Origin of the sequence: Pseudomonas sp. A34-9 (genome assembly GCF_029543085.1) — a bacterium.
Taxonomy (GTDB): domain Bacteria; phylum Pseudomonadota; class Gammaproteobacteria; order Pseudomonadales; family Pseudomonadaceae; genus Aquipseudomonas.
In genome coordinates this window covers 5,569,687-5,582,836 of record NZ_CP119967.1, presented here as the reverse complement: position 1 = coordinate 5,582,836, position 13,150 = coordinate 5,569,687, and the positions used below count along the sequence as shown (strand labels likewise).

Genomic DNA, 13,150 nt, shown 5'->3' with positions numbered 1-13,150 from the left:
CTGGCGCAGGCTGTGATCGGTTGATCTTGCTCTTCAAGGGGCAGCATCAGGCTGCTGCGCCTTGTCGAGTTTGACCTCAAAGCCGTATTGCACGGTGGCGAGGTCGGTTCGCTGATAGGTTTCCACTTGGGTGGGGTGGCCATAAAAGTAATGCACGCCCAACAACGCCGGGCCTTCTGCGCTCGCATCGTGGCTGACCGAAAGGATCTGCTTGAGATAATTGCCGCTGTCGTCTTTGACGAAGAAGCGCCACTCGTTGGGCGGGAACAGCTTCAGATCCACCACCAGTTGGTTGTTCTTGATCTCCAGGCCTTTGGGCAATGACTTGGCGTCGTATGCCTGTTTGGCCACTGTGGCGAGAAACAACGGCATGGAGCCGACAGCAATTGCCGGGGTTTCCGGGAACAGATTCAAGTCGTAAGTGATCGTCGCGCGAAGTGGATCGACTTGATACGCCTCGGGTGGCAGTTCGATCGGTTCATCGAGCTTGCCACTGCGCTTTTCGGTGAAGAACGTCACAGGGCTGACGCCCGGACTGAAGTCATCGCCCAGCAATTCGTCATTGAATGTACGGCGATGGGAAAACTCAATGCGTGCAGCGCTTGGTTCTTCCACGGATTGATGGATGCGGATCCCCGCCTTCAATTGTTCTTCGGTCAGGCTCGCGCCCTTGAGCCAGTTGACCGCCAGATCGTCGTACACCGTCACTGACGGATCCAGCGGCTGGATGGCTTTCTCCGTCGTGTGCTGATTGAACGTACGAATCGGCAGATCCAGCGCTTTGCGCGTCACGGTCGCCGAGGAAAAATCCAGCACGCTGACTTCAAGGGTTTCGATCGGGCCATTGAAATAGACCTTGTTGTAGCGACGCGGGTGTTTCTGCTCGAAATCCTGCTGCTCTTGTGTGAGCTGTTTTTCCAGCGTGTCGCTCCAGCCTTTCTGCTGTTGCAGGTACGCCAGTTGTTTCTGGTAGAAGGACACTTGCTCCGGACTTTCGTTTATCGAGCCGGCGCGGACCAGATACTGCCCGGTCTTGTCCCGGGCCTGAACGATGAGCGGATTGAGCTGGGCATCGGCGACTTCCGCGGCCAGTGGCAGGTTGTTGCTGAATTCGACCTCGGCGTAGTTGTTTTCAAGCTTCAGCAGTTTGACGCTGAGATTGTCGTTGGTGCGGGTCTGGCCGACGTCTTTTTGCGTCAGGTCGAAGCTGTACAGGCGCCGCGGTGCGATGACTTCGATCCGGCCTTGCAGGCTGACCGGTTGCGGCAGGGACTTCTTGTCCACGTTCAGCCCATCAATGAACGGATAGGTCACGGTCAGGTCATCGGGGTTGGTGACGTTGGAGCTGGAAGGGCTGAGCTGAATGCCCGGATCGGTTTCCGACCATTCCGGCTGATAAGCGATCACGCGTTTGTTGCTCAAGGTCACCGACTGCCATTCCACGCCATGGGGGAACAGGAAACCGCCGGGAATGTTCAGGTTGAACGGGAACACCGGTTGCAGATCAGTGAGGTAATCGGAGCTGGCGTCCTTGTGCAGCACGAACAGGCCATTGATGAAGGTATCGACCAACGTCTGCGGGGCAGGGTAGTGCCTGAGCACGGCGAGGGCGTCTTCACCGTATTCGGTGCGCGGTGGATTGTCGTTGAGTTTGATCTGCGCCCGTTCGAGCAGCAGCAGCGAGCCGCCGAGTTCAGTGATGGCGTCCTTGAGTTTTGGATCGGTGATGGCGTCCAGTGACTGTTCGAACTTTGCCGTTTTTTCTTCAAGGCTGGCGGCGTGTTTCTCGTCGCCGGGCGAGCAACCGCTGATCAACAGAGCAAGGCAGATTCCGGCCGTCGTTATCGGTAATCGCACATCCATTTCCACACGTCCTGTCTACAGTCACTGGGCTGTCAATGGTTTGGACACTAGCAGAAAAAAAACACCCACACGCGCAGGTAGCGGATTTTCGGGCAGTTTCTGGCTGTCATGGGGGACTGGTATACTCGCCGCCATTTCCAGCCCCCCTGTGTGAGATTCAATGGAACGCTTTATCGAAAATGCAATGTACGCCTCGCGCTGGCTGCTGGCGCCGATCTATATCGGCCTGTCCCTCGGGCTGCTGGCGCTGGCACTGAAATTTTTCCAGGAGGTTTTCCACATCCTGCCCGGCGTGTTCTCGATGGCCGAATCGGAACTGATTCTGGTGCTGCTGTCGCTGATCGATATGGCGCTGGTCGGCGGCCTGCTGGTGATGGTGATGATTTCCGGCTACGAGAACTTCGTCTCTGAACTGAACATCGATGAAGGCAAGGAAAAGCTCAGCTGGCTGGGCACCATGGACTCTTCTTCGCTGAAGATGAAAGTCGCGGCTTCGATCGTGGCGATCTCCTCGATCCACTTGCTGCGCATCTTCATGGATGCCAAGAACGTCGATCCCGAGCACTTGATGTGGTACGTGATCATCCACATGACCTTCGTCGTCTCGGCGTTCGCCATGGGTTACCTGGACAAGGTCACCAAGCACTGATCAATCTTTGATCAATGCAAAAACACCGCCCGTCTGTTGCGAAACAGACGGGCGGTGTCGTTTGTGGCTTGTGCTTTGGTGCGCGCGGGCATATCCCTGTAGAGGTCTTGGCTCGCCACTGCGTGAGGTGTGTTCATGAACCTGCAAGAGTTGAATGCGTTTGCCATCGCCAGGAAGGTTGATGAGCTGAACCTGATCTCCATGGAAGGCGGGATTTACCTGCTCGAAGCGCGGATGCATGGCGCGGCGTATCCGTTGAGCGATCTCAAGGGCAACATGCTGACACTGCGTTCAGTGGAGCATGCCCGGGATTTGCTGCATGCCTTTCCGGTGCTGCCGTTCAACCTCGTACACACCTCGGTACACGATGAGATGTGCGGTTTGGGTGCCAGTGGCGAGGAAAGCCTGAAAGTGCCGCTGGCCTGGCGTTCAGCCCTGTAGGCGCTGCGTCCCATCGCTGGAACATCTGTGCTAGTCTGCTCGCCCTTTTGGTTCCGGGCGCGCCGGGACGCGCTGTGCACGCACGGCAAGTCTTGTGGCCGTCCGCACAGCGGAGCAGTGTCATGTCCGAAGTAAATCTGTCCACCGACGAAACCCGCGTCAGCTACGGCATCGGCCGTCAGTTGGGTGACCAGCTGCGCGACAACCCGCCACCGGGCGTGAGCCTGGACGCGATCCTGGCTGGCCTGACCGACGCGTTCGCCGGTAAGGAAAGCCGTGTTGGCCAGGAAGAAATGTCCGCCAGCTTCAAAGTGATCCGCGAGATCATGCAAGCCGAAGCGGCCGCCAAAGCTGAAGCCGCTGCTGGCGAAGGCCTGGCCTTCCTGGCTGAAAACGCCAAGCGTGACGGCATCACCACTCTGGCTTCCGGCCTGCAATTCGAAGTGCTGACTCAGGGCGACGGCGCCAAGCCGACCCGTGAAGACCAGGTGCGTACGCACTACCACGGCACCCTGATCGACGGCACTGTATTCGACAGCTCCTACGAGCGTGGTCAGCCTGCAGAATTCCCGGTTGGCGGCGTGATCGCCGGTTGGACCGAAGCCCTGCAACTGATGAATGCCGGCAGCAAATGGCGTCTGTACGTGCCGAGCGAACTGGCTTACGGCGCTCAAGGCGTTGGCAGCATCCCGCCGCACAGCGTTCTGGTATTCGACGTCGAGCTGCTGGACGTTCTGTAAGACCTGGCCTGCCTTGATGGCGGGCTAATCCAGGAGTGAGCCTGCTCGCGATGGCGGTGTGACAGCCAACAAAAGTGTTGGCTGTTGATCAGTATTCGCGAGCAGGCTCACTCCTACAGTTTTACCGTGTTTCATAGTTCTATCTTGTGATGCAGTTCATGCGAAGGGCGCAAGGCCCGGGCGTAGCAGAACAGGAACAGATTGCGCACCAGTTCCTTGAGCACCAGCGGCTCACTGGAATTCAGGCTGCTGACGTCAAGATCCCCCTGATCCTGCAGTTCATGCAAGGCTTCTTCTTCAAGCACCGCACAGACTTCACCGGTCTCCCGATGGAGGATTCTGAGGTATGGGTGTGGGCGATCCAGCCACGCGTCGATCAAATAAGTCATGGTTCTCATCTCCATTGAAGGTGTTTGATGAGAATAATTCTTATTATCTAAATAGCAAGCGCCTATTGGCAGATTCTGAATTTTTCCGGGTAAAGATTGCGTAAGGTCAAAACGGCTGGCGTTTGGCTATTGCGTGGTTTTATCGAGGCGAAGCGGGGAGGGCGAAGCTCCATCCCACGGCTGGCGCGGGATGGATGACAACAGAATCAGACCTTTCTGACGAACTCGGATTTGAGCTTCATCGGGCCGATACCGTCGATCTTGCAGTCGATGTCGTGATCGCCATCGCACAGGCGGATGTTCTTGACCTTGGTGCCGACCTTGACCACCAGCGAAGTGCCCTTGACCTTGAGGTCCTTGATCACGGTGATGGTGTCGCCATCCTGGAGGACGTTGCCGACCGAATCTTTCTTCACGGCATCATCGGCCGCCGCTTCGGCTTCGCCGCTGGCGGACCACTCGTGGGCGCACTCCGGGCACACCAGTTGGGTACCGTCTTCGTAGGTGTATTCGGAATTGCATTTCGGGCAGGGTGGCAACGTGCTCACTAAGGCTCCTTGGGATGTGGATCGCTAAAAGTCGCACATTATATAGGGTTTATCTGTTCGTGGCGCCAAAAGCAAAAAATCGCAGCCCCGACAGCCCTGTAGGAGCTGCCGAAGGCTGCGATCTCTTGATCTTGCTTCAGCGATATCAGTGAGTACGGGCGACCGCAAACTCACTCAGTTCAATCAAGGCATCCCGATATTCACTGGCCGGCAGTGCATCGAGGCACTTGATCGCACGGGCCACGTAATCACGGGCCAATTGCGCGGTGTACTCCAGCGAACCGGAGGCTTCCACCGCGATGCGGATGCTTTCCAGGTCTTCGATCCCGCCTTTCTGGATCGCCTGGCGCACCAGTGCAGCCTGTTCCGGCGTGCCTTCGCGCATGGTGTAGATCAGCGGCAGGGTCGGCTTGCCTTCGGCCAGATCGTCACCGACGTTCTTGCCCAGGGTTTCGGCGTCGCCCTTGTAGTCGAGCAGGTCGTCGACCAGCTGGAACGCCACCCCGAGGTGATCACCAAATGTGCGCAGCGCTTCGCTCTGTTCGGCGGTAGCACCGGCCAGTGCCGCAGCACTGTGGGTCGAGGCCTCGAAGAGCATCGCGGTTTTGCCGCGGATGACTTCCATGTAGGTTTCTTCGGTGGTGCTGGCGTCGCGCACCTTGGACAACTGCAACACTTCGCCTTCAGCGATGATGCGCGTGGCCTGGGAAAGGATCTTCATCACCGGCATCGAGCCCAGTTCGACCATCATTTCGAACGAGCGCGAATACAGGAAGTCGCCGACCAGCACGCTCGGGGCGTTGCCCCACATGGCGTTGGCGGTCGAACGGCCACGGCGCATGCCGGACATGTCGACGACGTCGTCATGCAGCAGAGTGGCGGTGTGCAGGAATTCGATGGTGGCGGCCAGCAGACGCATGTCGTCGCCTTCGCGACCGAGGGCCTTGCCACACAGCAACACTAATAAAGGACGCAGACGTTTGCCGCCGGCCGAGGTGATGTAATCGCCGATTTTCGATACCAGCGGTACTCGGGAAGTCAGCTGCTTCTTGATGATGCCGTCGACGGCGCTAAAATCGTCCGCCACCGCGCGGTAGAAAGCTTGGGGTTGCATCAGCGAGAGTCGCTCCAGAAGGGTTGCGCGGCATGCTAGGACCCCCGTCCAGACCTGTCAAGGCGCGATGGACGGCTACTTGCAAGCCTGCCGCGCCTTGCGTACAATCGCGCACCCTGAACTTCCTGGGCAGCACCTGCCTTACGCAATTGCAACGGGCCTTCCAGCCTTATGCAGCCATGCCAGCCAATACCTCTTCCTATAAAGAGCTGGGTGAGCAGGATTATCGGAGAAATACCATGTCTTATGCAGTAATCGTTACTGGCGGCAAGCAGTACAAAGTCGCCCCAGGTGAATACCTGAAGATCGAAAAACTGGAAATCGCTACCGGCGAATCCGTTACCTTTGATCGCGTTCTGTTGGTTGCCAATGGCGACGACGTGAATATCGGCGCTCCAGTTGTTGCTGGCGCTACCGTTGTGGCTGAAGTGATCTCCCAAGGTCGTCACGATAAAGTCCGCATCATCAAGTTCCGTCGCCGTAAGCACCACATGAAGCGTATGGGCCACCGCCAGTGGTACACCGAGATCAAAATCACCGGTATTCAGGCTTAATTTCAGCCTAATTCCTCACTAGGAGAATTGACTCATGGCACACAAAAAAGCTGGTGGTAGTACCCGTAACGGTCGCGACTCAGAAGCCAAACGCCTTGGCGTGAAGATGTATGGCGGCCAGGTCATCAAGGCCGGCAACATCATCGTGCGTCAGCGCGGCACCCAATTCCACGCTGGCTACGGCGTTGGCATGGGTAAAGATCACACCCTCTTCGCGAAAATCGAAGGCGTGATCAAGTTTGAAGTAAAAGGCGCTTTCAACCGCCGTTACGTGAGCGTAATCGCGGCTTAATCGCGAGATCGCTGGAAGAGCCCTGTCTTGCGACGGGGCTTTTTCGTTTGTGGGGTGAGTCTCTTGCAAAACTGTTTGTATGGGCTGTCGGCGTGCGATGCGGGTCGTGTTTTGGGGTCGCTGCGCTCATTTTTGCAAGAGTCTTATGTCTTGATTGTTTTTCGGCTCGTCCGTATGGCGAGAGGCGTTGGTTATGAAGTTTGTTGATGAAGTATCGATTCGCGTAAAGGCTGGTGACGGCGGCAATGGCGCCATGAGTTTCCGTCGGGAAAAGTTCATCGAAAACGGTGGCCCGAACGGTGGTGATGGTGGTGACGGCGGTTCCATCTACATGATGGCTGACGAAAACCTCAACACCCTGGTCGACTACCGTTACACCCGGCACTTCGATGCCGAGCGTGGCTCCAACGGTGGCAGCACCGACTGCACCGGCAAGAAGGGTGAAGACCTGATCCTGCGCGTGCCGGTCGGCACCACGGTGATCGACTCCGCGACCCAGGAAGTCATCGGCGACCTGACCAAAGCGGGTCAGAAGCTGATGGTTGTACAGGGTGGCTGGCACGGGCTGGGTAACACCCGTTTCAAATCCAGTACCAACCGTGCACCGCGTCAGACCACGCCGGGCAAGCCGGGTGAGCAGCGCGACCTGAAGCTGGAGATGAAAGTGCTGGCCGACGTCGGTCTGCTGGGCTTGCCGAATGCCGGTAAAAGTACCTTTATCCGTTCCGTGTCGGCCGCCAAGCCGAAAGTCGCCGACTACCCGTTCACCACGCTGGTGCCGAACCTCGGTGTGGTCAGCGTTGATCGCTGGAAGAGCTTCGTAATTGCCGACATTCCGGGTCTGATCGAAGGCGCTTCCGACGGTGCTGGCCTGGGTATTCGTTTCCTCAAGCACTTGGCGCGTACGCGTCTGTTGCTGCACCTCGTCGACATGGCGCCGCTGGATGATTCCAGTGCACCGGACGCGGCGGAAGTGATCGTCAACGAGCTGATCAAGTTCAGCCCGTCCCTGGCTGAGCGTGATCGTTGGCTGGTGCTGAACAAGTGCGACCAGATCCTTGAAGAGGATCACGAAGAGCGCGTCAAGGAAATCGTTGATCGCCTCGAGTGGACCGGTCCGGTTTACGTGATTTCGGCGATTGCCAAGATCGGTACCGAGCGTCTGTGCCATGACATCATGCGTTACATGGAAGACCGCGCCGATCGCCTTGCTGCCGACCCGGCGTACAAGGAAGAGCTGGCTGACCTCGATCAGCGCATCGAAGATGAGGCGCGCGCGCAACTGCAGGCGCTGGACGACAAGCGTGCCCTGCGTCGCAGCGGCGTGAAGTCGGTCCATGACATCGGTGACGATGATTGGGACGAAGAAGATGTGGATGACGAAGACGGTCCGGAAATCATTTACGTGCGCGACTGATTCGTTGGGCAGGAGCTGCCGCAAGCTGCGATCTTTTGACCTTCAGAAGATCGCTGGTGTGTGCTGAGTCTTCATCTCGGGGCGGTGTTATCATCGCTGCAAGCCGTTTTTCTAAGGCGCCGCTCAATCGAGCGGCGTTTTAGTATCTGGAAATCGCGAGTCACAAATAACGTCATGGGCGGCGCTGGGTCGCGCTGCCCTCAAGCTAAGGTTGAAGATGATGCGGAGCAAGGTGACAGGTGCGCAGCGTTGGGTCGTGAAGATCGGCAGCGCTTTGCTGACAGCTGATGGCAAAGGGCTGGATCGCGCGGCAATGAGTGTCTGGGTCGAGCAGATGGTGGCCTTGCATGAGGCTGGCGTCGAGTTGGTGCTGGTGTCCTCCGGGGCAGTGGCGGCCGGCATGAGTCGTTTGGGCTGGACCGCACGACCCAGTGCGATGCACGAGCTCCAGGCGGCCGCTGCAATTGGTCAGATGGGTCTGGTGCAGGCGTGGGAATCGAGCTTCGCCGAGCATGGCCGGCACACTGCACAGATTCTCCTGACGCACGACGACCTGTCCGATCGCAAGCGTTACCTGAATGCCCGCAGTACCCTGCGCGCACTGGTCGAGCTGAAAGTCATCCCGGTGATCAATGAAAACGACACCGTGGTCACTGACGAAATCCGCTTCGGCGACAACGACACGCTGGCGGCGCTGGTGGCGAATCTGGTCGAGGCGGATCTGCTGGTGATCCTTACCGATCGCGACGGCATGTTCGACGCCGATCCACGCAACAACCCTGATGCGCAGCTGATTTACGAAGCGCGCGCCGATGATCCGAGCCTTGATGCGGTGGCGGGTGGTACGGGTGGTGCGCTGGGTCGCGGCGGCATGCAGACCAAGTTGCGTGCGGCTCGATTGGCTGCACGTTCCGGTGCGCACACTATTATTGTCGGTGGGCGTCTTGAGCGAGTGCTTGATCGCCTCAAGGCGGGCGAGCGCATCGGCACGCTGCTGTCGCCTGAGCGCGGCATGCTCGCGGCGCGCAAACAATGGCTGGCCGGGCATCTGCAAACTCGCGGCACCCTGGTGCTGGACGAGGGGGCGGTGTCGGCGTTGTCCAAGGGCAACAAAAGTCTGCTGCCTGTCGGTGTGAAGTTGGTGCAGGGCAGTTTCCGTCGCGGCGAAATGGTGGTCTGTGTGGCGCCTGACGGTCGTGAGATTGCCCGTGGCCTGGCCAACTACAGCGCGCTGGAAGCACAAAAAATCATCGGTCAATCGTCGGATGCGATTGTCGGTTTGCTCGGTTACATGGCGGAGCCGGAACTGGTTCACCGTGACAACCTGATTCTGGTTTAAGGAAAACTCGATGCGTTTAGCGAAAGGATTGTTGGGCTTGCTGATGGCAATGCCATTGCTGGCCTCGGCCGAGGAAATCGGTCAGGTGTCGACGGTGTTCAAGTTCGTCGGTCCGAACGACCGCATTGTGGTCGAGGCTTTCGATGATCCCAAAGTCGAAGGGGTGACCTGCTACCTGTCGCGCGCCAAGACTGGCGGTGTGAAGGGTGGTCTCGGTCTGGCTGAGGATCGCGCCGAAGCTTCGATCGCCTGTCGCCAGGTGGGTCCGATCAAGTTCAAGGGTGATCTGAAGGATGGCGATGAGGTGTTCAAGGAGCGCACTTCGCTGGTGTTCAAGACCATGCAGGTGGTGCGTTTCCTCGACAAGAAGCGCAACACGTTGGTGTATCTGGTCTACAGCGATCGCTTGATCGAGGGCAGTCCGCAGAATGCCGTGACCGCGATCCCGATCCTGCCGTGGGTGCCCGTCCAGCAATAACACCGTAGAACAACTGTAGGAGTGAGTCTGCTTGCGATAGCGGTATGCCGGTCAATATATACACCGACTGACATGCAGCTATCGTCGGAACGCCGCCCGGAGCAGGCTCGCTCCTACATTTTTGCGCTGGATTTACTAAATCACAGGCAATAAAAAACCGACCCTAAGGTCGGTTTTTTAATGACTACGTCGGATTAAGCAGCTTCTTTCAGTGCTTTGACGTGGCCATTCAGACGGCTCTTATGGCGAGCAGCCTTGTTCTTGTGGATGATGCCTTTATCGGCCATACGGTCGATAACTGGCACAGCCAGAACGTATGCAGCTTGAGCTTTTTCAGCGTCTTTTGCGTCGATGGCTTTAACTACATTCTTGATGTAGGTGCGAACCATGGAACGCAGGCTGGCGTTGTGGCTGCGACGCTTCTCAGCCTGTTTTGCACGTTTTTTGGCGGAAGGTGAGTTGGCCACCGTCGAGCTCCTCGAAAGACTTTTTAGGAAATAGCAAACAAAATAGGCCGCGAATCATGCCGATGAGTTGAAGTCTTGTCAAGGGCACTTGAAACGTTCCGCTAAGTGGTAGGTATAAAGAGGCGGGATATTTATTTCCGGCGCTTGACCTGTAAACTCGCGAGCTTTGGCTCTGTGCTGCTGCGGCGCGGAGTATCGCACAAGTAGGCGCTTTGTTCGCCTGCTGTTTATCGACAGGCACAAATTCCCTCAATGAATCTGCTCAAATCGTTGGCCGCCGTCAGCTCTATCACGATGCTTTCCCGGATTCTGGGTTTTGTTCGTGACACGCTGATTGCCCGTACATTCGGCGCCGGGATGGCGACGGATGCCTTCTTCATTGCCTTCAAATTGCCTAATCTGCTGCGCAGGATCTTCGCCGAAGGTGCTTTCTCTCAGGCTTTTGTGCCGATTCTTGCCGAATACAAAAGTCAGCAGGGCGAAGAGGCGACCCGTACCTTCATTGCCTATGTGTCGGGTTTGCTGACACTGGTACTGGCGATCGTCACGGCGCTGGGCATGATTGCCGCGCCCTGGGTGATCTGGGCCACGGCCCCGGGTTTCACCGACACGCCGGAAAAATTCCAGCTCACCTCTGATCTGTTGCGGGTGACGTTCCCTTATATATTGCTGATCTCCCTGTCCTCGCTGGCCGGGGCAATCCTCAATACCTGGAACCGTTTCTCGGTGCCCGCCTTCGTGCCGACTCTGCTTAACGTCAGCATGATCGTGTTTTCGCTGTTTCTCACGCCGTACTTCGATCCACCGGTCATGGCCCTCGGCTGGGCGGTGCTGGTCGGTGGTCTGGCGCAGTTGCTCTATCAACTGCCGCACCTGAAAAAGATCGGCATGCTGGTACTGCCGCGCCTGAATCTGCGTGACAGCGGCGTTTGGCGGGTAATGAAGCAAATGCTGCCGGCGATCCTCGGTGTGTCGGTCAGCCAGATTTCGCTGATCATCAACACAATTTTCGCCTCGTTTCTGGTGGCAGGCTCGGTGTCGTGGATGTATTACGCCGACCGCCTGATGGAGTTGCCATCCGGTGTGCTGGGGGTGGCATTGGGTACGATTCTGTTGCCGACACTGGCGAAAACTTACGCGAGCAAAGATCGCCACGAGTATTCACGGATTCTCGATTGGGGCCTGCGCCTGTGCTTCGTGCTGGTGCTGCCGTGCTCGCTGGCGCTGGGGATTCTCGCCGAGCCGCTGACTGTTTCACTGTTCCAGTATGGTCAGTTCAGTGGCTTTGACGCCGAAATGACTCAGCGTGCGCTGATTGCTTATTCTGTCGGTTTGCTCGGGATTATCGTAATCAAAGTGTTGGCGCCGGGCTTTTATGCGCAACAGAACATCCGTACCCCAGTGAAAATCGCAATTTTCACTCTAGTGGTTACGCAGCTGTTTAACCTGGTATTGATTGGCCCGCTGGCTCACGCCGGTCTGGCCCTGGCGATCAGTGCCGGTGCCTGCCTCAACGCCGGGCTGCTGTTCTATCAACTGCGCAAGCAGCAGATGTATCAGCCGCAACCGGGTTGGGCCAGGTTCGGCTTCAAGCTGGTGGTCGCGGTGGCGGTGATGTCGGCAGTGTTGCTGATTGGCATGCACTTCATGCCGGCCTGGGATCAGGGGCACATGCTTGAGCGCTTTCTGCGTCTGGGCGCATTGGTCGCGGCGGGCGTGGTCGCTTATTTCGGTATGTTGCTGCTGCTCGGTTTCCGCCTGCGCGACTTCAATCGCAAGGCCTTGAGCTGAGGTTTTACCCTTTATGGATGGGCGCGGGCCGGCAGTTTTGTCGGCTCGTTCACTTTGCGTTACGGTGTTGCCTGTCGTCGACCGTCGGGTGTGGTTATAATCGACCACTTTATGAGCAAGAAGCGCGTTATGCAGCTGGTTCGAGGCCTCCACAACTTGCGCCCCCAGCATCGGGGCTGCGTCGCCACTATTGGCAACTTTGACGGTGTTCACCGTGGTCACCAGGCTATCCTGGCCCGACTGCGTGAGCGTGCGCTCGAGTTGGGCGTACCCAGCTGCGTGGTGATTTTCGAGCCGCAGCCACGGGAGTTCTTTGCCCCCGAGACGGCGCCGGCGCGTCTCGCAAGGTTGCGCGACAAGCTGCAACTGCTGGCTGCCGAAGGCGTTGACCGGGTCTTGTGCCTGGCGTTCAACCAGCGCTTGAGCAAGCTCAGCGCCAGTGAGTTCGTCGACACCATCCTCGTTGATGGCCTTGGCGTACAGCATCTGGAGGTCGGTGACGATTTCCGCTTCGGCTGCGACCGTCTCGGCGATTTCGACTTCCTGCTGCAGGCCGGGCAGATGCACGGTTTTACCGTGGAAGCGGCGCAAACCGTCGAACTGGACGGCATTCGCGTCAGCAGCACACAGGTGCGTAATGCCTTGGCCGCTGCCGATTTTGCGCTGGCCGAACGTTTGCTCGGCCGCCCGTACCGCATCGCCGGTCGCGTGCTGCACGGCCAGAAGCTGGCGCGGCAACTGGGTACGCCCACGGCCAATATTCAACTCAAGCGTCGTCGCGTGCCGTTCACCGGGGTGTACCTGGTGGACGTAGATATCGACGGCAAGACCTGGCCCGGCGTCGCCAACATCGGCGTGCGGCCCACGGTGCAAGGTGATGGCAAGGCCCACCTTGAAGTCCATCTTTTAGATTTTGCCGGCGATCTGTATGACCGGCGTTTGACGGTGGTTTTCCACCAAAAGCTGCGTGAAGAGCAGCGCTTCGCCTCTCTGGAGGCATTGAAAACGGCGATCAATGCGGATGTCGCCACCGCCCGTGCACTAGCCGCACCTAGCGCCCATCGCTAA

At 57.9% G+C, this 13,150-nt stretch carries 15 protein-coding genes; 10 read left to right on the top strand and 5 right to left on the bottom strand.

Annotated features, from left to right (window positions below; all coding sequences use genetic code 11):
- Positions 1 to 33: 33 nt before the first annotated feature.
- Entirely contained in the window at positions 34 to 1,863 is a 1,830-nt protein-coding gene (locus P3G59_RS24965; RefSeq protein ID WP_277759358.1) for a hypothetical protein, read from the bottom strand.
- Between the two features lie 160 nt (positions 1,864 to 2,023).
- On the opposite strand from P3G59_RS24965, the gene P3G59_RS24960 reads away from it, so the two are divergent.
- The 3 genes from P3G59_RS24960 to P3G59_RS24950 all read left to right on the top strand — a co-directional run bounded on the left by P3G59_RS24960 (position 2,024) and on the right by P3G59_RS24950 (position 3,693).
- Positions 2,024 to 2,512 carry a TIGR00645 family protein gene (locus P3G59_RS24960; protein WP_123535368.1) on the top strand — a complete coding sequence of 163 codons (489 nt, stop codon included), beginning with the start codon at positions 2,024 to 2,026 and terminating at the stop codon, positions 2,510 to 2,512.
- Between the two features lie 135 nt (positions 2,513 to 2,647).
- Positions 2,648 to 2,953 (top strand): DUF6482 family protein, encoded by a 306-nt coding sequence (locus P3G59_RS24955; protein WP_008078563.1) that lies wholly within the window; start codon positions 2,648 to 2,650, stop codon positions 2,951 to 2,953.
- A gap of 122 nt (positions 2,954 to 3,075) precedes the next feature.
- A complete protein-coding gene (locus tag P3G59_RS24950) occupies positions 3,076 to 3,693 on the top strand; it encodes an FKBP-type peptidyl-prolyl cis-trans isomerase (protein WP_093098187.1) in 618 nt (205 codons plus the stop codon).
- Positions 3,694 to 3,824: 131 nt separating this feature from the next.
- Here P3G59_RS24950 and P3G59_RS24945 read toward each other — a convergent pair whose 3' ends face one another.
- From P3G59_RS24945 to P3G59_RS24935, 3 genes are all read right to left on the bottom strand, one after another.
- Complete coding sequence (locus P3G59_RS24945; protein WP_064118734.1) at positions 3,825 to 4,082, bottom strand: hypothetical protein; 258 nt, start codon at positions 4,080 to 4,082, stop codon at positions 3,825 to 3,827.
- Positions 4,083 to 4,288: 206 nt separating this feature from the next.
- Positions 4,289 to 4,630: a zinc ribbon domain-containing protein YjdM gene (locus P3G59_RS24940; protein WP_277759357.1), complete on the bottom strand. Its 342-nt coding sequence runs from the start codon at positions 4,628 to 4,630 to the stop codon at positions 4,289 to 4,291.
- 145 nt (positions 4,631 to 4,775) lie between these two features.
- Positions 4,776 to 5,744: a polyprenyl synthetase family protein gene (locus tag P3G59_RS24935; RefSeq protein WP_277759356.1), complete on the bottom strand. Its 969-nt coding sequence runs from the start codon at positions 5,742 to 5,744 to the stop codon at positions 4,776 to 4,778.
- A gap of 239 nt (positions 5,745 to 5,983) precedes the next feature.
- On the opposite strand from P3G59_RS24935, the gene rplU reads away from it, so the two are divergent.
- The 5 genes from rplU to P3G59_RS24910 all read left to right on the top strand — a co-directional run bounded on the left by rplU (position 5,984) and on the right by P3G59_RS24910 (position 9,824).
- Entirely contained in the window at positions 5,984 to 6,298 is a 315-nt protein-coding gene (gene rplU / locus P3G59_RS24930) for a 50S ribosomal protein L21 (protein ID WP_003176051.1), read from the top strand.
- A gap of 34 nt (positions 6,299 to 6,332) precedes the next feature.
- Positions 6,333 to 6,590 (top strand): 50S ribosomal protein L27, encoded by a 258-nt coding sequence (gene rpmA / locus P3G59_RS24925; RefSeq protein WP_007909818.1) that lies wholly within the window; start codon positions 6,333 to 6,335, stop codon positions 6,588 to 6,590.
- A 193-nt stretch (positions 6,591 to 6,783) separates the two neighbouring features.
- Entirely contained in the window at positions 6,784 to 8,007 is a 1,224-nt protein-coding gene (gene cgtA / locus P3G59_RS24920; protein WP_277759355.1) for an Obg family GTPase CgtA, read from the top strand.
- Between the two features lie 220 nt (positions 8,008 to 8,227).
- On the top strand, positions 8,228 to 9,346 hold the full coding sequence (proB, locus tag P3G59_RS24915) for a glutamate 5-kinase (protein ID WP_026000682.1): 1,119 nt from the start codon (positions 8,228 to 8,230) through the stop codon (positions 9,344 to 9,346).
- 10 nt (positions 9,347 to 9,356) lie between these two features.
- Positions 9,357 to 9,824 carry a CreA family protein gene (locus P3G59_RS24910; RefSeq protein WP_007909822.1) on the top strand — a complete coding sequence of 156 codons (468 nt, stop codon included), beginning with the start codon at positions 9,357 to 9,359 and terminating at the stop codon, positions 9,822 to 9,824.
- 194 nt (positions 9,825 to 10,018) lie between these two features.
- Here P3G59_RS24910 and rpsT read toward each other — a convergent pair whose 3' ends face one another.
- A complete protein-coding gene (gene rpsT, locus P3G59_RS24905; RefSeq protein ID WP_003228351.1) occupies positions 10,019 to 10,291 on the bottom strand; it encodes a 30S ribosomal protein S20 in 273 nt (90 codons plus the stop codon).
- Positions 10,292 to 10,543: 252 nt separating this feature from the next.
- Here rpsT and murJ point away from each other — a divergent pair, with 252 nt between their 5' ends.
- Positions 10,544 to 12,082, top strand: a complete 1,539-nt coding sequence (murJ, locus tag P3G59_RS24900) for a murein biosynthesis integral membrane protein MurJ (protein WP_277759354.1) — start codon at positions 10,544 to 10,546, stop codon at positions 12,080 to 12,082.
- A 129-nt stretch (positions 12,083 to 12,211) separates the two neighbouring features.
- Entirely contained in the window at positions 12,212 to 13,150 is a 939-nt protein-coding gene (gene ribF, locus P3G59_RS24895; RefSeq protein ID WP_008078544.1) for a bifunctional riboflavin kinase/FAD synthetase, read from the top strand.